We start from the raw sequence: 22,569 nt of genomic DNA, 5'->3' as shown, positions 1-22,569 counted from the left end.
GGGATCAGACCACCTTGTCGCTGATCACCTGCGGCACCGGCACCGAGCCGGCGAAGGAGGGCCGCGCCTCCAGCCGCGCCGAGAGGGCGACGAGGTTCGGGTACTGGCTGCGCCAGGGATGCTCGGGGAAGCGGACATCGAGGTAGCGCAGCACCGTGCCGGTGACGATGTCGGCGAGGCCGAAGCGCTCGCCGACCACCCATTCGCGGCGGCCGGCGGTCTCGGCGAGGGCCCGCAGCCCGCCATCGACCTTGCGGCGCTGCCGGGCGATCCATTCGGCGCTCTGCTGCTCGGGCGCGCGGTGGCGCTCCCAGAACAGCAGCACGCAGGCATCACAGATGCCGTCCGCGATCACCTCGACCTTGCGGGCGGCGAGCCGCTCCCAGGGATCGGCCGGGACCAGCGCCGGCTCGGGCCACTTCGCCTCGATCACCTCGAGGATGTAGCGGCTCTCATAGGCGCTGCTGCCATCCTCGAAGATCAGCACGGGCAGCTTCTCGAGCGGGTTGTGGCGCGGCGTCTGGGTGGTGCTGTCCCAGGGCACCTCGGTGATCAGCTCGAAGGGGATGTCCTTCTCGGCCAGGGCGATGCGCACCTTGCGGGCATAGGGGCTCGGGGTGGCGCTGATGAGCTTGAGCATGGCGGTCTCCTCTCTATTCGGCGGCGGCGGGGGCCAGCCCGGCCATCCGTTGCGACTGGGCGGCGAAGCCGGCGCGGTCCTGGGCGGCGCGGCGGCTGCGGTCGAGCAGCGAGACGGCGACGCAGGTGAGGAAGGCGAGCGGCATGGTGACGAGGGTCGGCGGGTCGAGCGGAAAGAGCGGCGCGGCATGGCCGAGCACCTTCACCCAGACCGAGGGGCCGATCACGGTGAGGAGGATCGCCGAGGCCAGGCCGACCAGCCCGCCCGCAACCGCGCCCGCGGTGGTGAGGCCGCGCCAATAGATCGCCAGCAGCAGCAGCGGGAAGTTCGAACTCGCCGCGATGCCGACCACGAGGGCGATCATGTAGGCGACGTTCTGCTGGCGGAAGGCGATGCCGAGGCCGACCGCGAGCAGGCCGAGCACCAGCACCGCGAGGCGGGAGACGAGGACCTCCGTCCGCTCCACCGGCCGGCCGCGGCGCAGCAGGCTGGCATAGAGGTCGTGGCTGATCGCCGAGGCGCCGGAGAGGGTGAGGCCGGCGACCACGGCGAGGATGGTGGCGAAGGCGACGGCGGCGACGAAGCCGAGCATCAGGTCGCCGCCGACCGCATGGGCGAGGTGCACCGCCGCCATGTTGCCGCCGCCGATCAGCGCGCCCGAGGCGTCGAGATAGGCCGGGTTGCCGCGCACCAGCGCGATGGTGGCGAAGCCGATGACGAAGACCAGGGCGAAGAAGAGGCCGATGAAGACCGAGCCCCAGAGCATGGAGACGCGGGCGGTGCGGGCATCGGGCACGGTGAAGAAGCGCATGATGACATGCGGCAGGCCGGCGCTGCCGCAGAGCTGCGCGACGGCGAGCGACAGGGCGGAGACCGGCATCAGCGCGAAGCCGGTCGGGGCCAGGATCGCCTCGTGCTTCGGATGCAGCCGGACGGCCTCGCCGAGCAGCGCGCCGAAGTCGAAGCCGAAGCGGCCGAGGGCCAGCAGCGCGATGGCGATGCCGGCGAAGAGCATCAGCACCGCCTTGACGATCTGCACCCAGCTCGTCGCGGTCATGCCGCCGAAGATGACGTAGCAGATCATCAGCCCGCCGACGATCGCCTCGGCCCAGACATAGTCGAGGCCGAAGAGGAGCTGGATGAGCTGGCCGGCGCCGACCATCTGGGCGATGAGGTAGAAGATGACGATGGTCAGCGTCGAGGCGATGGCGAAGCTGCGCACCGGCGCCTCGCCGAGGCGGTAGCAGAGCACGTCGGCGAAGGTGAAGCGGCCGAGCCGGCGCATGCGGTCGGCGAAGAGCAGGGCGATGATCGGGTAGCCGACGCTGTAGCCGACGGCATAGACCAGCCCGTCGAAGCCGCTGCCGAAGACGAGGCCGGAGAGGCCGAGGAAGGCGCCGGCCGAGAGCGTGTCGCCGGCGATGGCGAGGCCGTTCTGCAAGGCGGTGAGCTGCCCGTCGCCGGCATAGAATTGCGCCGCCGAGCGGGTGCGCCGCGCCGCCCACCAGGTGATGGCGAGGGTGCCGGCGACGAGGATGAGGAAAAGCCCGATCGCCGGCAGGTTGGGGCCGGCGCCGGTCGCCGCCGCCGCCGGCTTCGCCAGGACCAGCAGGGCCAGGAGCGCGGGCAGGCCGCGGCCGGCGGCGCGCAGCGCATCCTCCGCCCGGTTGGCGCGCCGCACATAGACGGCCGCCGCGCCGACCGCGCCGGCAATCAGCGCCCAGCCGATCGGGAACCACAGGGTCATGGTGCCGCCGGCGAAGAGCGGCCGGGCGAGCAGCCCCGGCGCGACGCCGGCGATGGCGAAATAGCCGAGGATGCCGAGGCCGATGGCGGCGGCGAGGCCGAGGCCGAGCCGGGCGCAGAGGCCGGCCGCCGGGGCGGGCCCAGGGGTGGGCCCAGGGGCAGACCCAGGGACGGGGCCAGGGGAGGGCGCCGTCATGGCATCCGGGGTCCCGGGCGGGCGGGGGTGGCGGCGGCAGGCGGCATCATCGGTCTCCGGGCCCGGTGGGGGCTTGGTCGTGGCGGCCGCGTGCGCGTGGCGAATTTCATCCCGGACCGGGCCTTTGCTAGGCTGGCCCAAGGCTTGTGCACACAGTGTTCGGTATACGAAGGACTTGGACGCGATACTTCCGCGCCGCATCTCTCGTCAAAGGATTTTCGTATACCGTATACCGAACACGGTGTTCGGGGTACAATGCAGAGCCGCAACAGGAGTGTCAAGCTTGATCACCAGGGTCGCGCCCACCCAGCAGGTCACCGACACGGTCTACGAAACCCTGCGGGAGGCGATCTGCGACGGCGTGCTGGCGCCGGATACGCGGCTGATCCAGGACGAGCTGGCCGAGCGCCTCGGCACCTCGCGCCAGCCGGTGCACCTCGCCTTGCAGCAACTGAAGAAGGACGGCTTCGTCACCGAGACCGGCCGCCGCGGCCTGGTGGTCGCGCCGCTCGACCGCGACTTCGCCGCCGAGCTCTACGAGATGCGGGCCGCGCTCGATGCCGCGGCGGCGGTGGCGGCGGCGCGCAAGGCGGGCCCCGAGGACCGGCTGCGGGGCGAGCGCATCATCCGCGAGGGCCGCGCGGCCGTCGCCGATGGCGACCTCGCCGCCATGGCCTCGGCGGATTTCGCCTTCCACGACTTCGTCTACAGCCTCGCCGGCAACCGCCTGATCGCCCAGACCGCGCGGATGAACTGGCACCATGTCCGGCGCTCGATCATGCTGCTCGCCGGCGAGCCCACCAAGCTCGGCCCCTTCTGGGACGAGCACGACCAGATCCTGCAGGCGGTGGTGGGGCGGGATGCGACGGCGGCGGCGCAGCTCGCGCAGCACCATGCGCTGGCCAGCAGCCGCATCCTCTCGCGCCTCGAGGCGGCGGGCTGATCCGGCCCGGGATTGCCCCGCCCGGCCGCCGCGCGCAGCATCCCGCCCGGCACGACGAAGGGGGGACGCCATGCGCCGGAGCGAGCACCGGATCCTGACCACGCATACCGGCAGCCTGCCGCGGCCGGCCGCGCTCACCGCGCTCTATGCGCGCCGCGCCGCCGGCGAGCCGGTCGAGGAGGCCGCCCTCGAGGCCGCCGGCCGCGCGGCGACGCGGCATGTGGTGCGCCGCCAGATCGAGGCCGGCATCGATGTCGGCAACAACGGCGAGCAGATGCGCGAGGCCTTCTTCCTCTATGTCCGCCACCGCATGAGCGGCTTCGGCGGCGGCTGGTCGCGCCGCAGCTTCGCCGATGTGGCGCGCTATCCCGGCTTCCGCGCCTGGAACGACGCCCTCGCCTCCGGCCGGCCGAATGTCAGCAACCGCGACAACGTGCCGGAGGCGGTGGGCGAGGTGCGCTATCTCGACCCGGCGCTGGTGCAGGCGGAATGCGACGAGTTCCGGGCGGCGCTGGACGAGGCGGCGCCGCGGGGCTTCGCCGAGGCCTTCATGACCGCGCCTTCGCCCGGCATCATCGCCGCGGCCATGCGCAACCGCCACTACGACACCGAGGATGCCTATCTCGCCGCGCTCGGCCGCGCCCTGCAGGTGGAGTACGAGGCGATCGTCGGCAGCGGCTTCCTGCTGCAGATCGACGCGCCGGATTTGGCGATGGAGCGGCACCTCTCCTACCAGGACCGGCCGCTCGGCGCGTTCCTCGACTTCGCCGAGCGGGTGGTGGAGGTGATCAACGCCGCCCTCGCCAACATCCCGCGCGAGCGGGTGCGGCTGCATGCCTGCTGGGGCAATTACGAGGGCCCGCATGACTGCGACGTGGCGATGCACGAAATCCTGCCGGCGATCTCCCGCGCCCGGGTCGGCGGCTGGGTGCTGCCCATCGCCAATCCGCGGCATGCGCATGAGCATCGCTGCCTGAAGGACCTGCCGCTCGACCAGGGGCAGGTGGTGGTCGCCGGGGTGATCGACCCGCTGACCAATTTCGTCGAGCATCCGGAGGTGGTGGCCGAGCGGCTGCAACTCGTGGCGCAATCGGTCGGCGACCCGCGGCGGGTGCTGGCCGGCACGGATTGCGGCTTCGACACCTCGGCCGGGCGCGGCCGGGTGGCGGAGGACATCGTCTGGGCCAAGCTCGCCGCCATGGCCGAGGGCGCGCGCCTCGCCTCGCGCCGCCTCGGCCTCGCGGGCTGAGCGCGGCGTGCCCCGGGGGGCGCCCCGAGGGGCGGCCGATGCAGCGGCCGAGGGGCTGACCGAGGCCTTCGCGGAGGGGCTGGCCGGGATCGCGCTCGGCCATGTCACGCGCGAATACCCGAACAAGCTCGACCACGTGCTGGCCGGGCCAGGGGACCTGCGCGGCCCGCGGGACCTGCACCCGGTCTTCTTCGGCAGCTTCGACTGGCATTCCTGCGTGCACGCGCACTGGCTGCTGGCGCGGCTGCTGCGCCGCTTCCCCGGCCTGCCCGCGGCGCCGGCGATCCGCGCGCTGTTCGACGGGCTCTATGCCGGGGAGGCGATCGCCGCCGAGCGCGCCTATTTCGCCCGGCCCGGCGCCGGCGGCTTCGAGCGGCCCTATGGCTGGGCCTGGCTGCTGGCCCTGGCCGCCGAGCTGGCCGACCGGCCCTGGGGCGCCGCGCTGGCGCCGCTGGCGGGTGATGTCGCCGAGCGGTTCCGCGTCTGGCTGCCGCGCGCCACCTATCCGGTGCGGGCCGGCACGCATGCGAGCTCGGCCTTCGCCCTGGCGATGGCCATGCCCCATGCCGCCGCGCAGGACCCGGCGCTGCTGCGGCTGCTGCGGGAACGGGCCCTGGCCTGGTACGGCGCCGATGCCGATTGCCAGGCCTGGGAGCCGGGCGGCGAGGATTTCCTCTCGCCCGCCCTGATGGAGGCCGAAGCCATGCGCCGGCTGCTGCCGGCCGCGGTGTTCGCCCCCTGGCTCGACCGCTTCCTGCCCCGCCTCGCCGCGGGCGAGCCGGCCACGCTCTTCACGCCGGCGGTGGTGAGCGACCGGACGGATGGCCGCATCGTGCATCTCGACGGGCTCAACCTCAGCCGCGCCTGGTGCTGGCGGGCGCTGGCCGGCGGCTGGGGGCCGGGCGACCCGCGCCGCGCCCGGGCCGAGGCGGCGGCGGCGCGGCACCTGGCGGCCAGCCTGCCGCATCTGGCGGGGCACTACATGGGCGAGCACTGGCTGGCGAGCTTCGCCCTGCTCGCCCTGGAGGCGTGATACGAACGGCCTGAAGGATTCCTTCATGCCGAGCGCCCGGATGGGTGCCGTCAGGCGCGCCTGACGGCGTGACGGCGCGAAGGCCCAGGCAAACCGGAGGGTTGCGCCCGGCGCCAAGGGGGCTGCCCATGGGGGCCGGTGATGGGTCGCCAGCAACGGCCGTTCGTAGGCGGCGATCCCGGCGCGGCTTCCGGCGATGCCGCCGCTGTGCTGCTATGGCCGAGTCTGGGGCGAAGCGCGCCGGGCCGCGGCGGCGGGGCGGGGAGGGGCGATGCGGCATGGCTGGCTTCAGGCGCTGGCGCTCGCGGCCGGGCTGCTCGCCGGCTGCGACCGGCAGGAGGAGACGGCGCCGCCCGAGCCGCCGCAGGTGAGCGTCATGCCGCCGGTCCGGCGCGAGATCACCGACTGGGACGAGTTCACCGGCCGCTTCGCCAGCACCGAGCGGATCGAGCTGCGGGCCCGCGTCAGCGGCTATCTCGACGCCGTGAGCTTCGCCGATGGCCAGGTGGTGCAGCAGGGCGACCTGCTCTTCCGCATCGATCCGCGGCCCTTCCGCGCCACCGTCACCGAGGCCGAGGCGCGGCTGGTCGGCGTGCGCTCGCAGCTCGCCCTGGCCGAGCGCGAGCTGGAACGCGCCCGCAGCCTGTTGCAGTACCGCGCCGGCTCCGAGGCCAATCTCGAGCAGCGCAGCCAGGCGGTGGAGGCGGCCCGCGCCGGGGTCTCCGGCGCCGAGGCGGCGCTGCAGCGGGCGCGGCTCGAGCTGGAGTTCACCGAGATCCGGGCGCCGCTCACCGGCCGCATCGGCCGCCATCTCGTCAGCCCCGGCAACCTCGTCTCGGGCGGCGAGGCCAGCTCGGCGACGCTGCTCGCCACCATCGTCACCATGGACCCGATCGACGTCGTCTTCGACATCGATCAGGGCGCGGCGCTGCGCTACACCCGCATGGCCGAAACCGGCGGCCGCCCCTCCTCGCGCGACGTGGCCAACCCGGTGCAGCTCGCCCTCGCCGACGAGGCCGACTTCCCGCATCCGGGCAAGGTGGTCTTCGTCGACAACGAGGCTGATCCCGGCACCGGCACCATCCGGCTGCGGGCGCGCTTCGACAACAAGCAGGACCGGTTCTCCCCGGGCGTCTTCGCCCGGCTCCGCCTGGTCGCCAGCCTGCCCTACCAGGCGCTGCTGGTGCCCGACGCGGCGGTGGCGACCGACCAGTCGCGGCGCGTGGTCTATGTGCTCGGGCCGCAGAACGTGCTGCTCGCCCGGCCGGTCACGCTCGGCCCGCTGGAGGGCGGCCTGCGGGTGATCCGCGCCGGCCTCGAGGGCGACGAGCAGGTGGTCGTCAACGGCCTGATGCAGGCCCGCGCCGGCCTGGCGGTGCGGCCGATGCCGGCGCCGGCCAGCCCCGCCCCGGCCAGCCCCACCCCGGCCAGCCCCACCCCGGGCGGCGCGGCCAGGGAGGCTCGGCCCTGAGCAATCTCGGCGTCCTCTCGGTCCGCCAGCCGGTCCTCGCCTGCGTCATGTCGCTGGTGCTGCTGATCGTCGGCGGCCTGTCCATGCTCTCGCTGCCGATCTCGGAATACCCCGATGTCGTGCCGCCGACCGTGGTGGTCGCCACCGGCTATCCCGGCGCCTCGGCGCAGGTGGTCGCCGACACCGTGGCGACGCCGATCGAGCAGGAGGTGAACGGCACCGAGGGCATGCTCTACATGTCCTCGCAATCCACCGCCGACGGGCGGATGAACCTCGTCGTCACCTTCGGCCTCGGCACCGATCCCGACCGGGCGCAGATCCTGGTGCAGGGGGCGGTGGCGGCGGCGCTGCCGCGGCTGCCGGAGGAGGTGCGGCGCTGGGGCGTGACCACGCGCAAGCTGGCGACCGACCGCCTGATGGTGATCTTCGTCAGCTCGCCCGATGCCAGCTACGACCAGCTCTACGTCTCGAATTTCGCCCTGCGCCAGGTGCGCGACGAGCTGCTGCGGATCGACGGCATCGGCGACATCGACATGCAGGGGGCGCGCGACTACGCCATGCGCGTCTGGCTCGATCCCGGCCGGATGCAGGCGAACAAGGTCATCGCCGAGGACGTCATCGCGGCGGTGCAGGCGCAGAATGCCGAGGTGGCCGGCGGGCAGATCGCCGAGCCGCCGGTGGCCGACCAGGCCTTCCAGCCCAACCTCATCTTCCGCGGCCGGCTCTCCGACCCGGCGGAGTTCGAGGCGATCGTCATCCGCGCCGGCGCCGATGGCAGGCTGCTGCGGCTCGGCGATATCGGCCGGGTGGAGCTCGGCGCCGCCTCCTACACCACCGCGAGCACGCTGCAGGGGCGGCCGGCGGTGGCGCTGGCGGTGACGCAGCGCCCCGGCTCCAACGCCCTGGCGACGGCGGAGCAGATCCGCGACCGGCTGGCGACCATCACCGCCGGCTTCCCGGCCGGGATCCGCGCCGAGATCGCCTACGACCCGACCCGCTTCGTCGCCGAGAGCGTGCGCGAGCTGGTGCAGACCATCGCCGAGGCGATCTTCCTCGTCGTCTGCGTCGTCCTGCTCTTCCTGCAGAACTGGCGGGCGGCGATGATCCCGATCCTCGCCATCCCGGTCTCGCTCATCGGCACCTTCGGCGTGATGATGGCCTTCGGCTTCACCCTGAACGTGCTGACGCTGTTCGGCCTGGTGCTGGCGGTCGGCATCGTGGTCGACGACGCCATCGTGGTGGTGGAGAATGTCGACCGGCATCTCCGCACCGATCCCGAGGTGCGGCGGGCGGCCGCGACCACCATGCTGGAGGTCGGCGGCGCGCTGGTCTCGATCGCCCTCGTGCTCTGCGCCGTCTTCGTGCCGACCGCCTTCCTCGAGGGCATCACCGGCCGCTTCTTCCGGCAGTTCGCCGTCACCATCGCGGTGGCGACGGCGCTCTCCTGCTTCTGCTCGCTCACCCTCAGCCCGGCCCTGGCGACGCTGATCCTCCGCCGCCACGAGGTGCATCCGCCGCCCCGCCGGCACGGCCCGGCGCGGCTGCTGCGCTGGCTGCTGGCCCGCTTCAACCGCGGCTTCGACCGGCTCTCGCGCGCCTATGCCGCGCTCACCCGGCGGCTGGTGCGGCATGTGCTGCCGATGCTCGGCCTCTACGCCCTGCTGATCCTCGGCACCGGCTGGCTGCTGGTCTCGACGCCGCAGGGCTTCCTGCCGGCGCAGGACCGCGGCTACGCCACCGTCTCGCTCGAGCTGCCGGGCGGCGCCTCGCTCGCCCGCACCACCGCGGCCGTCGAGGCGGCGGCGCGCATCGCCCGCGAGATCCCGGGCATCGCCAGCGTCTCGGCGCTCGCGGGGGTCTCCGGCGCCACCAACACCGCCGGCAGCAACCAGGGCACGCTGACCCCGGTCTTCGCCCCCTGGAGCGAGCGGCTGCCGCAGGGGCTGACGGCGCAGCGCATCATGCGCGAGCTGCGCCAGCGCCTCGCCGTGCTGCAGGAGGCCGCGGTGCTGGTCATCCCGCCGCCGGCGGTGCCCGGCATCGGCAGCGGCGGCTTCGCGCTCCGGCTCGAGGACCGCACCGGGCGGGGGACGGAGGTGCTGGCCGCGGCGGCCGGGAACCTCGCCGCGGCGCTGCGGCAGCTGCCCGGCATCGCCGGCGCCTACACGCCCTTCCGCATCGATTCGCCGCTGATCGCGGTCGATGTCGACCGCGCCCGGATCGAGATGCTCGGCGTGCCGGTGGCCCGCCTCAGCCAGAGCATCGAGACGCTGCTCGGCACCTCCTACATCAACGACTTCACCGCCTATGGCCGCAACTGGCGGGTGCTGGCGCAGGCGGCGCCCGAGTTCCGCCGGCTCGACACCGACCTGGCGCGCATCTTCACCCGCAACGAGGCCGGCGCGATGGTGCCGCTCGCCAATGTCATGGCCTTCCGCGAGGTCACCGGGCCGCAGCGGGTGCCGCGCTACAACCTCTACCCCGCGGCCGAGGTGGCGGGCGAGATCCGCCCCGGCTTCGGCTCGGCGGCGGCGAATGCGGCGATCGAGCGCGTCGCGCGGCGGGTGCTGCCGGACGGCATCGGCTTCGAATGGACCGACCTCTCCTTCGAGCAGACCCATAGCGGCAATGCCGGCCTGCTGGTCTTCCCGCTCTGCGTGCTCTTCGTCTACCTGGTGCTGGCGGCGCAATACGGCTCCTGGAGCCTGCCCTTCGCGGTCATCCTCATCGTGCCGATGTGCCTGCTCGCCTCCACCCTCGGCCTGCGGCTGCTGGGGCAGGAGGTGAACATCCTGACCCAGATCGGCTTCGTGGTGCTGGTCGGGCTGGCGGCGAAGAACGCCATCCTGATCGTGGAATTCGCCCAGCAGCGCGAGGAGGAGGAGGGGATGAGCCCGGTCGAGGCGGTGGTCGAGGCCTGCCGGCTGCGGCTGCGGGCGATCCTGATGACCTCGCTCGCCTTCATCCTCGGCGTGCTGCCGCTGGTGATCGCCAGCGGCGCCGGGGCCGAGATGCGCCGCGCCGTCGGCAGCGCGGTCTTCTTCGGCATGATGGGCGTGACCGTCTTCGGCCTGCTCTTCACGCCGGTCTTCTACATCATGATCCGCCGGCTCGTCGGCCCGGCGCCCTCGACGCTGCGGGAGATGCGCCGCAAGGGGCAGTGAGGCCGGGCGCCGGAGCGTGACGCGCGCGACCCAACGCCGCGCAATGCCCTAGCGGGCGCAGTCGAGCAGCGGGCCGAGCTGCGGCACGCGCCGCTCGATCAGGGCGGTGCGGGCACGCAGCGCCGCGTCCGGCGCGGCCACCGACCAGCGCAGCGGGCTCGGCAGCACCGCGGCCAGCCGCGCCGCCTCGTGCCGCGTCAGCAGCCGCGCCGGCTTGCCGAAGAAGGCCTGCGCCGCCGCCTCGGCGCCGTAGAGGCCGGGGCCGAACTCGACGATGTTGAGATAGACCTCGAGCACCCGCCGCTTCGGCCAGAGCAGGGCGATCTGCGGCGTCAGCCAGGCCTCGGCCAGCTTGCGCAGCGGGTCGCGGCCGGGCCAGAGCAGCAGGTTCTTCGCCGTCTGCATGGTGAGGGTGCTGGCGCCGCGCGGCCGCTCGCCCCGCCACCAGGCCGCCACCTGGCCGCGCAGCGCCGCCAGGTCGAAGCCGAGCGCCTCGGTGCAGAACAGGTTGTCCTCGGCGGCGATGACCGCGTCCGGCAGGGCCGGCGCGATCGCCGCATAGGGCACCCAGTCCTTGTGCAGCCCATGGCCCTGGACGAGGCGGATCAGCATCAGCGGCGTCGCCGGCGGCGGCAGGACGCGGACGACGAGGATCAGGCCAGGCGGGCCGAGGAGCAGGGCGAGGGCGAGGATCCGCAGCAGGCGCCCCAGGCTGCGGGGGAGGGCGGGACGCAGGCGCATCAGGCGGGCAGGGGAAGGGGAAGGGGCAGGGGTGGGGCCGGAAGTGGGGCCAGAAGTAGGGGCAGCGGCCTCACGACAGGTCGTGCAGCGCCTTGTCCATGGGTGGGCCGAGGGCGAACTCGCTGAACCGCACCCGCAGCCCGGCGCGCTCCGGCGTGCAGCACATCGGCCCGACCAGCAGCGGCCCCTCGGCGGGGAAGGGGCAGAGCCGCAGCAGCGCCCAGCGCCGGCCATCGGCCGAGGCCTGCAGCCGCAGCACGCCGTCGGCCAGGGTGAGGCGGAGGCGCATATCCGTGGGGTCGCCGCGGCAGGGGCCGGTCGCCCAGTCGGAGCGGCCGAGGGTGAGCACGCTGCCGAGCAGCGCCTCGCCATCCGACCATTCGACGCCGGCCTTCAGCCAGGTGGCGGCGTCGCGGCGGAGCATGAGGCCGGCCTGGTCGTAGAGGCTCTCGTAGCGCGCCCGCACCCGCAGCGTCGCGGTGAAGGCGGGCGGGGCGGGGAGGCCGAGGAAATGCCCGCTGTCGCGGGTGAAGCCGTAATGCGTCTCGCGCCAGAAATCGCCGCCATGATCGGTGACGACGCCAAGCTGCCCGTCCTCGCGCCGCCAGGCGGCGGGCTCGTTCAGCCATCGTCCCTCGGCGAACATCGACCTCTCCCCGGCATGCCGCGGCGGAGCATCGCATGGCCGCGGCGCCGGGCGAAGCGGCAGGGAGCATCGCCGGCGCGCAGGCAAGCGACCGCTGCGGTCGGCCCCGGGGGGCGGCCGCAGCGGCCCAATGCACTCCGGACGCAATGCCCTGTCTGGAAATCCGGCCTCGGCCCCCCGCTGCGGCGGCGGGCCGGGATCGGCGATCTGAAATGCCAGTCCCGAGGCGGAGGGGTAGTGTCGCCCCAACGGCATCCTTGTCGGAATCCCGACAGTCTGGCTGTGCTCCGGCGCACAGCCCCGGCGTGACCGCCCGAGGCAGGCGGGCGATACTGCGCCCGGGGCGGCTCGCCCGCCTGCCTCGGGCGGCGGGCCGCCAGGAACGGCAAGGGGCCCGCATGAGCGACGTCATCCTCTGGCACAACCCGGCCTGCGGCACCTCCCGCGCCGCCCTGGCGATGCTCCGCGCCGCCGGCATCGAGCCGCGCATCCTCCCCTACCTGCAATCGCCGCCCGACCGGGAGACGCTGCGGGCGACCATCGCCGCCGCCGGGCTCACGGTGCGCGAGGCGTTGCGCGCCAAGGAGCCGCTCTGCGCCGAGCTCGGCCTCGACGATCTGGGGCTCGGCGAGGCGGCGCTGCTGGAGGCGATGCTGGCGCATCCGGTGCTGATCAACCGGCCCTTCGTGATCGCCCCCGGCGGCACGCGGCTCTGCCGCCCGGCCGAGCGGCTGCGCGAGATCCTGCCGGGCGCCTGAGGGCGCCGCTCGCCCGGCGGGGCTGGGGCGTGTGGGTCACGCCCTATAGCGGCAGCCGCACCGCGAGGGCGGCGCTGGCGATCACCGCCGGGTCGTCGCGCCCCGGATCCGGCACGTCGAGCCCGCCCCGGACCACCCGCACCGTCACCTGGCCATGCGGCAGCGAGGCGCGCACCCGCTCCGCCTCCACCCGCTCGGGGCGCTGCACGCCGATGGTCACCTCGACCAGCATGGCGGCCGGGTCGATGCCGAGGCTCCGCAGCATCGAGAGGGAGGAGTGGTGCAGCGCGTCCTGCACCGCCCGCAGCGCCGCCTTGGTGTAGTCGCCGCCATGCAGGTCGTTGCCGGTGCCGAGCTCGAGGATGACGCGGCGGGGCGTGCTCATGGCCGGCCTCCCGCCACCGCCTCGGGCAGGTCGAGGAAGACCTCGGCGGCCGCCTGGGCGAGCAGGGTGACGCCGCGGCCATCCTCGGTCGGGATCTCGAGGCCGCCCGCGACCACCTCCAGCGTGCCGGTGCCATGCGGCAGCGCCGCCAGCACGGCGGCATGGTCCACCTGTTCCGGATGCGGCACGCCGATCGTCACCTTCACCCGCATCGAATCGACATCGACGCCGAGCGCATGGGTGACGGTGAGCGAATTGTGCCAGAGCGCGTCGCGCAGCGCCCGCACCGCCGCCTTGGTCGGCTCGCCGCCGCGGATATCGGTGCCCATGCCGATCTGCAGCACCATGCGCTTCAAGGCCATCTGCGACCCTCCCCGGACCCTGCCTGGCGGCGAGTCTCGCCCCTGGGGCCGGCGCCGTCCATGCCCTGGGGCCGCGAGGGGCCGGGATGCGGCCGCTGCACCGCCGGCCTCGGCGTCCTATCTATGGGAGAGCAAGGGGAGAGGAGTGAGCATGAGCGGAACCGAGAGCGGCCATGCCGAGGCCACCACCGAGGTTGCAACCCTGGGCGGCGGCTGCTTCTGGTGCCTGGATGCGGTCTTCCGCGACCTCCGGGGCGTGACGGGGGTGCATTCCGGCTATGCCGGCGGCCATGTGGAGAACCCGACCTACGAGCAGGTCTGCGGCAAGCGCACCGGCCATGCCGAGGTGGTGCAGGTCAGCTTCGATCCGCGGCAGCTCTCCTACGAGGACCTGCTGCGGGTCTTCTTCACCATCCACGACCCGACCACCAAGGACCGCCAGGGCAACGATGTCGGGCCGCAATACCGCTCGGTCATCCTCTACCATTCGCCGGAGCAGAAGGCGGCGGCGGAGCGGGTGATGGCCGAGGTGACGGCGCAGGACCTCTGGGGCGCGCCGCTGGTCACCGAGCTGGTGCCCTTCGACCGCTACTGGCCGGGCGAGCCGGAGCACCAGGACTACTTCGCCCGCACCCCCTGGAGCGGCTATTGCCAAGTGGTCATCGCCCCCAAGGTGGCGAAGTTCAGGAAGCTCTATGCCGACCGGCTGAAGCGGCCGGCGGCCTGAGAAGGCCCCGCGACACCGCTTCGCGGCAGGGCAAGGGGCAGCGACGGCCCCGATGGGCGTTTCAAGAGACAAGCGTTTGAGGAAAGGAATGCCGATGTCCCTCTTCCGCAAGGACAAGGAGGCGCCCGAGGCGCCCTATCCGGTGGCCAAGCCCGATGCCGAGTGGCGCCAGGAGCTGCCGCCCGACAGCTACCGGGTGCTGCGCCAGCACGCCACCGAGCGGCCGGGCAGCAGCCCGCTGAACGCCGAGAAGCGCCCCGGCACCTTCGCCTGCGCCGGCTGCGGCCAGCCGCTCTTCGACGCCGCGACCAAGTACGAGAGCGGCTCGGGCTGGCCGAGCTTCTGGGCGCCGAAGGAGGGGGCGGTCGAGACCACCACCGACCGCAGCCTCTTCATGGTCCGCACCGAGGTGCATTGCGCCCGCTGCGGCGGGCATCTCGGCCATGTCTTCCCGGACGGGCCGCAACCCACCGGGCAGCGCTATTGCATGAATGGCGTGGCCATGAAATTCGAGCCGGGCTCGGACTGATCAATCCTCGCCCGCGCCGGCGATGATTGCTTGCATGTGCGAGCGGGCGGGGGGATTTTCCCGCCCGTAGTTTTGGGATGTCCGGACCATGCGGCGCGCCTGCCTCGCGCTTTGCCTCGGCCTGGCCGGCTTCGTGCCTGCCGGCGCCCGGGCCGACCTCGTCTATGTGCTGAACAGCGCCGACGCCTCCATCAGCGTGATCGAGAGCACCACGCGGGAGGAGGTGCGCCGCATCCCGGTGCTGCGGGAGGCGCATCACCTCATCCTCTCGCCCGATGGCCGGGAGCTGCTGGTCGGCGACAGCGGCGGCAACGAGCTGATCGCCATCGACCCGGCCTCGGCGACGGTGCTGCGGCGGGAGCGGTTCAGCAACCCCTACCACATGGAGCTCAGCCCGGACGGCAGGCTGCTGGTCGTCACCAGCCTGCGCCGCGACCAGGTCGACATCTACGAGGCGGCGAGCCGCACCCTGCTCGCCCGGCTGAAGGTGCCGGACAAGCCGAGCCACCTCGCCTACACGCCGGACAGCCGCACCGCCTTCGTCACCCTGCAGGGCGCCCGCGGCCTGATGGCGATCGACCTCGCCACCCAGAAGCCGCTCTGGACCGCCGATGTCGGGCCGCAGCCGGCCGGCGTCACCTGGCACAACGGCCGGCTGCTCGTCGGCATCATGGGCTCCGACCACATCGCCGTGGTGAACCCGGCGGACGGCAAGGTGGAGCGCACCATCTATGCCGGGCGGGGGGCGCACACCGTCTTTCCCTCGCCGGACCGCAAGCTGCTCTACGTGAACAGCCGGGTCGACAGCCGCATCACCGTGCTCGATGCCGAGACGCTGAACCCGAAGGCGGTCTGGCCGCTGCCCGGCGGGCCGGACTGCATCGCCTTCGACCCGGAAGGCCGGCTCTGGGTGACGCTGCGCTGGATCGCCCGGGTCGCCATCATCGACCCGGCCACCGGCGAGACCGACAGCTTCCCGGTCGGCCGCTCGCCGCACGGCATCTTCGTCGAGAAGCGGGCGACGCCGCTGCCGCCGCTCACGGTCTCGGACACGGCGCCGGTGGAGGCGCAGCCGGCCGCGGCGCCGCTCACCCAGACCGAGGACGAGGTGCCGGTGCGCCCCGAGCCGGCGGCCCCCGCCCGCCCCGCCAGCCAGCGCCGCCTCTGGAGCCGATGAGGCGCCGCGCCCTGCTCGCCGCGGCGGCGCTGCCGCTCGCGGCCCCCGTGGCGGCGCAGGCCGCCGCGCCCGCGGCCGGCTGCCGCGGCGTGGTGCATCTCACCATCGATACCGGCTGGGGGCGGGAGGCGGAGGCGATCGCCGCCATCCTGCGCCGGCGCGGGGTGGTGGCGACGCTCTTCCTCGCCGACGAGCCGAGCTGGCGCGGCGACCGCACCCTCGACGCGGCCTGGGCGCCCTTCTGGCGCGCCCGCGCCGCCGAGGGCCATGCCTTCGCCAGCCATACCTGGCGCCACTGGTATTTCCGCGGCGACCCGGCGCCCGGCCGGGTGCGCTACGTCGCCCGGGGCGGGGGCGGCGAGGCGGGCGGCGCGGTGGTGTTGGACGGGCCGGGCCTCTGCGCCGAGCTGCGCCGGCCGATCGAGCGGCTGCGCGAGATGGCGCCGGAGGCGCGCGTGCTGCCGCTCTGGCGGGCGCCGGGCGGCATCACCACGCCGAACGCCCTCGCCATGGCCGCCGCCTGCGGGCTGCGGCACCAGGGCTGGACCGGCAACGGCTTCTGGGGCGACGAGCTCGACAGCGCGAAGCACCCGAATGCCGAGCTCGCCCGCCGCGCCATCGCCCGCACCCGGGATGGGGAGGTGGTGGTGATGCATTGGGGCGTCCGCAGCCGCCGCGAGCCCTTCGCGCAGGTGCTCGAGGAGGTGATCGCCGGGCTGCAGGCGCGCGGCTTCTGCTTCGCCCTCCTGCCGCCCGAGGGGATCGCCCCGGGCGGGATGTCATAGGCCGGGCATGAGCCGCATCGCCGATCTCTATGCGGGCCTCACCGGCTGGCTCTTCGAGCATGCGCTGCAGCCGCTGCTCTATGCGCTCGGGCTGATGGACTGGGCGGAGGATGCCTATGCCTGGCTCGACTTCGCGCTCTTCGGCCTGTTCGGCATCCTCGTCGTCGTGGCCGTGTGCCGGCCGCTCGAGGCCTGGCGGCCGGTCGAGCCGCGCACCGACCGCCGGGCGGTGCGGACCGACATGCTCTACACCTTCCTCAGCCGCCTCGGCCTGCTGCCGCTGCTCGCCTTCATCCTGCTGGCCTCCGCCCAGACCGCCTGGGAGGCCTGGCTGACCGAGACCGGGCTGCTGCCGCCGACGCTTGAGGAGCTGCTGCCGGCGCTGCGCGACCACCCGCTGCTCGCCTTCGCCGCCTATGTCGTCATCCTCGACTTCGCCGAATACTGGCGGCACCGGGCGCAGCACGGGCTGCGCTGGTGGTGGGCGCTGCACGCCATCCACCACGCCCAGCGGCAGATGACCTTCTGGACCGACGACCGCAACCACGTGCTCGACGACGTGCTGGCCGCGGTCTGGTTCGGCGCCATCGCGCTGCTGATCGGCGTGCCGCCCGGGCAGTTCCCGCTCATCGTGCTGCTGCTCCGCCTCGCCGAGAGCCTCAGCCACGCCAATGTCCGCCTGCATTACGGCCGCCTCGGCGAGCGGCTGCTGGTCTCGCCGCGCTTCCACCGGCTGCACCACGCGCCGCTCTCGGCCGGGGCGCAGGGCAAGAACTACGCGGTGCTGCTGCCGGTCTGGGACTGGCTCTTCGGCACCGCGGATTTCCAGCGCGGCGTCTTCCCGCCGACCGGCACGCCGGAGGAGCCGGAGGCGCTGGCGAGCGGGGGCTGGCTGCGGCAGCAGGCGATCGGGCTGCGGCGCATGTTCGGCGCGCTCGCCGGCCGCTGAGGCGCGGCGGGGCCGCAGGCGGGTCCAGGCGCCGTCCGGCCGGGAGCGCGGGCGGCAGCAGCCAATTTTATGGAATTGTCGCGGCAGCCCGCGTGTCCCTTCTGCGTTTCACGGTAAGGGGAGGCCAGCCTCCCGCCCCATGCCGGGCGCCCCGCTGAGGACTCCACCCTGCCGCCATCCGCCAAATCGCCGCCGGGCAGGCCCAATGCCTGGAACCGGAGGGCCTGGAACCCGATCCTGCGCATCCTGGCGGGGGGTGGGCTGGCCCTGGCCGTCGGCCTGGGCCTGGCGGGCATCCCGAGCCTCGGCCCGGCGGAAGGGCAGCTCCTGCTGCTCGCGGCGGTGGCCGCGCTGGCCTTCGCGCTCGGCCTCGGAGCCGGCCTCGCCGCCGCGGCGGCCGGCTTCATCTGGCTGCTGCTGCCGGCGGCCGAGGCCGGCACGCTCGGCCTGGGCGAGCTGCTGCGCGGCGTGCTATGGTTCGCCCTCGCCAAGGCGCTGGCGGTGGCGATCGCCCTGCTCAGCGGCCGGCTCGCCCGCCTCTCCGGCCGGCTGCGCGGCACCGAGGCGGTGGCCCGCGAGCGCGGGCTGCTGCTCGAGGAGATGTCCCACCGTATCCGCAACGACATGCAGCGCCTGATCAGTCTGCTGCAGGCCCAGGCCGGCGCCGACCCGGCCGCGGCGCCGGCGCTGCTGCAGGCCGCCGGCCGCATCCAGGTGCTGGGGCGGGTGCATCGCCGCCTGGCGACGCGGCGGAACGGCGGCAAGGTGGACAGCCGCGCCTTCCTCGAGGGGCTGGTCGAGGATCTCGGCGCCGCCCTGGTGCCGGAGAGCGGCGTCGCCCTCACCGCCCAGGCCGAGGCGCATCCGCTGCCCGTCGCGGTCGCCGCCGATCTCGGCCTGGTGGTGAACGAGCTCGTCACCAACGCCCTGAAATACGCCTTCCCCCACCAGCGGGGCGGCATCGTCCGGGTCGGCTTCCGCCGCGGCGGCGGGGAGTACAGCCTGACCGTCGCGGATAACGGCATCGGGCTCGCCGGCGAGCGGCGGGCCGCGGCCGAGGGGGGCAGCGGCATGCGGCTGGTGCAGGCCCTGGCCGGGCAGCTCGGCGGACGGCTGGAGCTGCGCGGCGGCGAGGTCGGCGGCACGCTCTGCACGCTCCATTTCCCGGTGGCCGCCGAGCACCACCCGGATGCGCGCGAGGCGCCGGCGGCGGAGCGGATCGAGCCGCCGGCGCGCGACGAGCGGCGGGCAGCCCAGGGCGAGGGGTAGCGCCGGCCTTCCTGCTCCCCCTCCCGGCCTCAGGGCCGGCCGAGCAACCAGCCGAAGGCCAGCCGCAGCACCATGCCGGCGAGGGCGGTGGCGGCGAGGCTCCAGGCGAGCGGGACGCGCATGCGCAAGAGGCAAACCGCCGCCAGCAGGACCAGCAGCGCCGCCACGGGATCGAGACTCGCCGCCACCGGCAGCTCCAGCCGCGCCGGCCCGAGCGGCACCTCGCGCAGCGCCCCGAACAGCAGGCGCAGCCCGAACCAGAGCACCAGGCTGGCGAGGAGACCGGCCTGCGCGGCCATCACCGCGGCCAGTGCCGCCTTCGGCCGCGCGGCGTCCCGCAGCCGCTCGAGCGGCGGCCCGGCGAGAAGGACCCAGGCGAGGCAGGGCAGGGCGCTCATCCAGAGCGCCAGCGCCGCGCCGGCGAGCCCGCCCGCCGCGCCGCCCGCCGCATAGCCCGCGAGGGTGCCGACGAATTGCAGCACCGGGAGCAGCGGCCCCGGCATGGCCGCGGCCAGGCCGAGCCTGGCCAGCAATTGCGGGCCGCTCAGCCAGTGGTGGCGATCGACCGCCTCCTGCGCGACATAGGCGAGCGCCGCATGGGCGTCGCCGAAATTGACGACGGCCAGCCTGGCGAAGAACCAGGCGAGGTCGCCCCAGGGCGGATGCCCGGCCAGCAGCAGCACCGGCCCGAGCCAGAGCAGCAGCACGCCGAGGCCCATCCACCGCGCCGGGCCGGCGGCGCGCAGGCCGCGGTCCGGCGCCGCAGCCAGCAGCCGGTCGAGCGAGGTTGGCGGCCCGCTGGCGACGAAGCCCGCCGGCCAAGCCAGGCCGGCCAGCGCGGCCGCGAGGATGACGAGCGGGAAGGGCAGGCCGAAGAGGCCGAGCGCGAGGAAGGCGGCGAGGGCGAGCGCCCGGGCCGGCGGGCGCCGCAGGCTGCGGCGCGCCAGCCGTAGCAGCGCCTCGGCCACCAGCACCAGCGCGGCGCATTGCAGGCCGTAGACCAGGCCTGCGACGGCCGGCACCGCGCCAAGCCCGAGATGGAGGGCGGCGAGCGCCAGCATCGCCAGCGCCCCGGGCAGCAGGACGAGCAGCCCGGCCGCAAGGCCACCCGGGACGCCGTGCAGCAGCCAGCCGAGCCAGATGGCGAGCTGCGGGGCCTCCGGGCCCGGCAGCAGCCGGCAGACGCCGAGCGCCTGCAGGAAGCGGGCCTCGGAGAGCCAGCGCCGCTCCTCGACCACCACGCGGTGCAACAGCGCGACCTGCGCCGCCGGGCCGCCGAAGGCGAGGCCGCCGGCCCGCAGCCAGAGCCGCGCCGCCGTGGCCAGGGGCACGGGCATGGGCACGGGCGCCGGGGCGCTGCTCACGCCGCCGCGCCGGTTGCCGTGGTTGCCGGCCGGATCATGCTGTCCCCCTTCTGCCCTGACGCTGCGGGGGCGTGTCATACCGGCCGCCGGTGATCCTGTCCCGCTGGCCTGTCCCGCTGGCCTGTCCCGATGGCAGGGCGCGGCCGGGCGCCGTCCCTCCGCGGCTGCCCGGCACCTGCGCCGGATATCAGGCGAGGTTCGGGGCGCCGCCGCGCGTCGCGTCGTTCGCCGCGGCCGGGTTCGCCGGGCCGCCCTGGAGCTGCTCCCGCTGCGCGCCGCCATCCGGCCGCGGCGGCGCCAGCGACGGCGCCTCGCCGAGCGGCTCGGAGATCATCGGCTCGAACTGGCCCTTGCCGTCGAGCGAGGCGCCCTCCGTCCACCGCCCCATCGGGAAGCGCTTGTCGGTGCGGTGCCCGAAATAGGCGTAGGAGAAGCGGTTCGCCTCCTGGCTCTGCGGGAAGCTGTTCGGGATCGGCAGCTGCGCCGTGTCGCCGCCCAGCTCCTCGATGACCGCGAGCCATTGCTGCTGATGCATGGTGTCGCGCGCGATGAGGAAGGAGAGCATGTCGCGCATGCCGGGATCGTCGGTCATGCCGTAGAGGCGCACCGCCAGGGCGCGGCCGGTCGCCTCGGCGGCGACGTTGGCGTACATGTCGGCGGCGATGTTGCCGCTGGCATAGACATGGCTGGCGTTGAAGGGCACGCCGTTGCAGTTCTCCGGCGTCGCGGCGAGGCCGGTCGAGAGGATGTGCCGCAGGTTCATCCCGCCGAGCACGGCGCCGGCGACGCCATCCTTCGCCGCGTCCTCCTGCATCGACAGCGGCGCGCCTTCGAGGTTCAGCGCGACGGCGGTCGAGAGCATCTCGATATGGCCGATCTCCTCCGTGCCGGTGTTGATCAGCATGTCGCGGTATTTCGTTGGGCCGCGGCTGCCCCAGCCCTGGAAGAGATACTGCATCATGACGCGGATCTCGCCCTCCACGCCGCCGATCGCCTGCTGCAGGGCGCGGGCGAAGATCGGATTGGGCGTCTCGACGCGGACGGGGTATTGCAGCTTGCCATCGGTGTAGAACATGCGGGCGTCCTGGATGCGGGTGACCGCGTGCCAACAGGCCGGACGGGGAGGCAGTTCGGGCGCGACGCGGCAATGACGCCGGCTTCTCCCGAAAGCGTGCGGCATCGCTCGCGCTTTCGCCGCCGTGCCGCGCGCCGTGCGGCGACGCGTCCGCGATGCCGGCGCCGCTGCCGGCGGCTTGCGTCGCGGCTCGGCCGCGCGGGAGAAAAATGGCTCGGCCGCGCGGGAGAAAAATAGCTCGGCCGCGCGGAGAAAAGCGGCTCGGCCGCGCGGAGAAAAGCGGCTTGGCCGCGCGGTCAAGAACGTCGCGCGGCCGCGTGGTGATGCGCGTGACGCGGCCACGTGGTCCGCATCGTCATCCGATCCGGCGCTGCCGCCGGATCGGGAGCGTCGGCATCGGGAGGGTCAGGCGCTCGCCTCGTCGAGCCGCGCCACCGCCTCGGCCGGCAGCACCAGCGTCGCCGCCTTGACCAGATCCGCCACCTGTTCGGCGCTGGTCGCGCTGGCGATCGGCGCGGTGACGGCGGGCTTGGCGCGCAGCCAGGCGAGCGCCACCTGCGCCGGCGTCGCCGAGAGCTCGCCGGCGATGGCGTCGAGCGCGCCCAGCACCGCCTTGCCGCGCGGCGTCAGGTATTTCGCCATGCCGCCGCCGCGGGCGCTCTTGCCGAAATCCGCCTCCGACCGGTACTTGCCCGAGAGGAAGCCGGAGGCCAGCGCGTAGTAATTGATGACGCCGAGCCCCTCCTTCTCGCAGAGCGGGCCGAGCTCCGCCTCGAAGCCGGCGCGCTCCATCAGGTTGTAGTGCGGCTGCAGCGATTCGTAGCGCGGCAGGCCGAGCCGGGCGCTGGTCTCGAGCGCCTGCCGCAGCCGCGGCGCGGTGTAGTTGGAGGCGCCGATCGCCCGCACCTTGCCGGCCTTCACCAGCTCGGCGAAGGCGCCGAGCGTGTCCTCGAGCGGCGTTTCCGGATCGTCCCTGTGCGCCTGGTAGAGATCGATCACGTCGGTCCTGAGACGCTTGAGGGAGGCTTCGACCTCCTTCCTGATCCAGGCCGGCGACAGCCCCTCCTCGCCGCTGCCCATCTTCATGCCGACCTTGGTGAAGATCGTGACCTTGCTGCGGTTGCCGCGCGCGGCGAGCCACTCGCCGATGATGCTCTCGCTCTCGCCGCCCTGATTCCCCGGCGCCCAGACGGAGTACATGTCGGCGGTGTCGATCGCGGTGAGCCCGACCTCGACGAGCTGGTCGAGGATGCGGTGCGAGGCCGCCTTGTCGAGCGTCCAGCCGAAGACGTTGCCGCCGAAGACGATGGGCGGGACGGTGAGGCCGCTGCGGCCGAGGGTGCGGTGCTCCATGGGTCTG

Annotated in this window: 21 protein-coding genes; 12 read left to right on the top strand and 9 right to left on the bottom strand. The window is 73.8% G+C overall.

Translation table 11 applies throughout. The annotated features are described in order from the left end of the window. Positions 1-4: 4 nt before the first annotated feature. Both DOO78_RS14175 and DOO78_RS14170 read right to left on the bottom strand, forming a co-directional pair. Complete coding sequence (locus DOO78_RS14175) at positions 5-640, bottom strand: glutathione S-transferase C-terminal domain-containing protein (protein ID WP_111470499.1); 636 nt, start codon at positions 638-640, stop codon at positions 5-7. Between the two features lie 13 nt (positions 641-653). Continuing rightward, positions 654-2,582 (bottom strand): sodium:solute symporter family transporter, encoded by a 1,929-nt coding sequence (locus DOO78_RS14170; RefSeq protein ID WP_207802904.1) that lies wholly within the window; start codon positions 2,580-2,582, stop codon positions 654-656. Between the two features lie 283 nt (positions 2,583-2,865). Between DOO78_RS14170 and DOO78_RS27510 the strand changes: the two genes are divergently transcribed. The 5 genes from DOO78_RS27510 to DOO78_RS14140 all read left to right on the top strand — a co-directional run bounded on the left by DOO78_RS27510 (position 2,866) and on the right by DOO78_RS14140 (position 10,442). Then, on the top strand, positions 2,866-3,525 hold the full coding sequence (locus DOO78_RS27510) for a GntR family transcriptional regulator (protein ID WP_165838893.1): 660 nt from the start codon (positions 2,866-2,868) through the stop codon (positions 3,523-3,525). A gap of 70 nt (positions 3,526-3,595) precedes the next feature. Then, a complete protein-coding gene (locus DOO78_RS14155) occupies positions 3,596-4,774 on the top strand; it encodes a uroporphyrinogen decarboxylase/cobalamine-independent methonine synthase family protein (protein WP_111470497.1) in 1,179 nt (392 codons plus the stop codon). A gap of 7 nt (positions 4,775-4,781) precedes the next feature. Beyond that, complete coding sequence (locus DOO78_RS14150; RefSeq protein WP_243634544.1) at positions 4,782-5,807, top strand: DUF2891 domain-containing protein; 1,026 nt, start codon at positions 4,782-4,784, stop codon at positions 5,805-5,807. 271 nt (positions 5,808-6,078) lie between these two features. Further along, positions 6,079-7,278: an efflux RND transporter periplasmic adaptor subunit gene (locus tag DOO78_RS14145; RefSeq protein ID WP_111470496.1), complete on the top strand. Its 1,200-nt coding sequence runs from the start codon at positions 6,079-6,081 to the stop codon at positions 7,276-7,278. Then, positions 7,275-10,442 carry an efflux RND transporter permease subunit gene (locus DOO78_RS14140; protein WP_408887576.1) on the top strand — a complete coding sequence of 1,056 codons (3,168 nt, stop codon included), beginning with the start codon at positions 7,275-7,277 and terminating at the stop codon, positions 10,440-10,442. The genes DOO78_RS14145 and DOO78_RS14140 overlap by 4 nt, the downstream gene beginning before the upstream one ends. A gap of 48 nt (positions 10,443-10,490) precedes the next feature. Here the strand turns inward: DOO78_RS14140 and mtgA are convergent, their stop codons facing one another. After that, complete coding sequence (mtgA, locus tag DOO78_RS14135; protein WP_111470494.1) at positions 10,491-11,183, bottom strand: monofunctional biosynthetic peptidoglycan transglycosylase; 693 nt, start codon at positions 11,181-11,183, stop codon at positions 10,491-10,493. Positions 11,184-11,253: 70 nt separating this feature from the next. Next, on the bottom strand, positions 11,254-11,829 hold the full coding sequence (locus DOO78_RS14130; protein ID WP_111470493.1) for a DUF1349 domain-containing protein: 576 nt from the start codon (positions 11,827-11,829) through the stop codon (positions 11,254-11,256). A gap of 398 nt (positions 11,830-12,227) precedes the next feature. Between DOO78_RS14130 and arsC the strand changes: the two genes are divergently transcribed. Then, a complete protein-coding gene (gene arsC, locus DOO78_RS14125; RefSeq protein ID WP_111470492.1) occupies positions 12,228-12,587 on the top strand; it encodes an arsenate reductase (glutaredoxin) in 360 nt (119 codons plus the stop codon). Positions 12,588-12,630: 43 nt separating this feature from the next. Here the strand turns inward: arsC and DOO78_RS14120 are convergent, their stop codons facing one another. Together DOO78_RS14120 and DOO78_RS14115 are read right to left on the bottom strand one after the other, a co-directional pair. After that, the gene (locus DOO78_RS14120; protein ID WP_111470491.1) at positions 12,631-12,972 is read right to left on the bottom strand and encodes a Lin0512 family protein; all 342 of its coding nucleotides are present in this window, start codon (positions 12,970-12,972) and stop codon (positions 12,631-12,633) included. Next, entirely contained in the window at positions 12,969-13,334 is a 366-nt protein-coding gene (locus tag DOO78_RS14115) for a Lin0512 family protein (RefSeq protein ID WP_111470490.1), read from the bottom strand. Before DOO78_RS14115 ends, DOO78_RS14120 begins: the two co-directional genes overlap by 4 nt. A 151-nt stretch (positions 13,335-13,485) precedes the next feature. On the opposite strand from DOO78_RS14115, the gene msrA reads away from it, so the two are divergent. From msrA to DOO78_RS14085, 6 genes are all read left to right on the top strand, one after another. Beyond that, positions 13,486-14,061, top strand: coding sequence for a peptide-methionine (S)-S-oxide reductase MsrA (gene msrA / locus DOO78_RS14110; protein ID WP_111470489.1), 576 nt, complete (start codon positions 13,486-13,488; stop codon positions 14,059-14,061). A 94-nt stretch (positions 14,062-14,155) separates the two neighbouring features. After that, positions 14,156-14,590 (top strand): peptide-methionine (R)-S-oxide reductase MsrB, encoded by a 435-nt coding sequence (gene msrB / locus DOO78_RS14105; RefSeq protein ID WP_111470488.1) that lies wholly within the window; start codon positions 14,156-14,158, stop codon positions 14,588-14,590. An 88-nt stretch (positions 14,591-14,678) separates the two neighbouring features. After that, positions 14,679-15,767 (top strand): YncE family protein, encoded by a 1,089-nt coding sequence (locus DOO78_RS14100; protein WP_111470487.1) that lies wholly within the window; start codon positions 14,679-14,681, stop codon positions 15,765-15,767. Next, positions 15,764-16,552: a polysaccharide deacetylase family protein gene (locus DOO78_RS14095; RefSeq protein WP_111470485.1), complete on the top strand. Its 789-nt coding sequence runs from the start codon at positions 15,764-15,766 to the stop codon at positions 16,550-16,552. Before DOO78_RS14100 ends, DOO78_RS14095 begins: the two co-directional genes overlap by 4 nt. Positions 16,553-16,559: 7 nt before the next feature. Beyond that, entirely contained in the window at positions 16,560-17,501 is a 942-nt protein-coding gene (locus DOO78_RS14090) for a sterol desaturase family protein (protein WP_111470483.1), read from the top strand. A gap of 342 nt (positions 17,502-17,843) precedes the next feature. Next, the gene (locus DOO78_RS14085) at positions 17,844-18,770 is read left to right on the top strand and encodes a sensor histidine kinase (protein WP_111470481.1); all 927 of its coding nucleotides are present in this window, start codon (positions 17,844-17,846) and stop codon (positions 18,768-18,770) included. Positions 18,771-18,799: 29 nt separating this feature from the next. On the opposite strand, the gene chrA is transcribed toward DOO78_RS14085, so the two are convergent. The 3 genes from chrA to DOO78_RS14070 all read right to left on the bottom strand — a co-directional run bounded on the left by chrA (position 18,800) and on the right by DOO78_RS14070 (position 22,562). Next, the gene (gene chrA / locus DOO78_RS14080; protein ID WP_111470479.1) at positions 18,800-20,107 is read right to left on the bottom strand and encodes a chromate efflux transporter; all 1,308 of its coding nucleotides are present in this window, start codon (positions 20,105-20,107) and stop codon (positions 18,800-18,802) included. A 214-nt stretch (positions 20,108-20,321) separates the two neighbouring features. Then, the gene (locus tag DOO78_RS14075; protein ID WP_111470477.1) at positions 20,322-21,209 is read right to left on the bottom strand and encodes a manganese catalase family protein; all 888 of its coding nucleotides are present in this window, start codon (positions 21,207-21,209) and stop codon (positions 20,322-20,324) included. 405 nt (positions 21,210-21,614) lie between these two features. After that, complete coding sequence (locus DOO78_RS14070; RefSeq protein ID WP_111470475.1) at positions 21,615-22,562, bottom strand: aldo/keto reductase; 948 nt, start codon at positions 22,560-22,562, stop codon at positions 21,615-21,617. Between the last annotated feature and the right edge of the window lie 7 nt (positions 22,563-22,569).

It is taken from the genome of Roseicella frigidaeris, from assembly GCF_003258945.1.
Taxonomy (GTDB): Bacteria; Pseudomonadota; Alphaproteobacteria; order Acetobacterales; family Acetobacteraceae; genus Paracraurococcus; species Paracraurococcus frigidaeris.
This window is presented reverse-complemented; position numbering and strand designations above follow the sequence as displayed.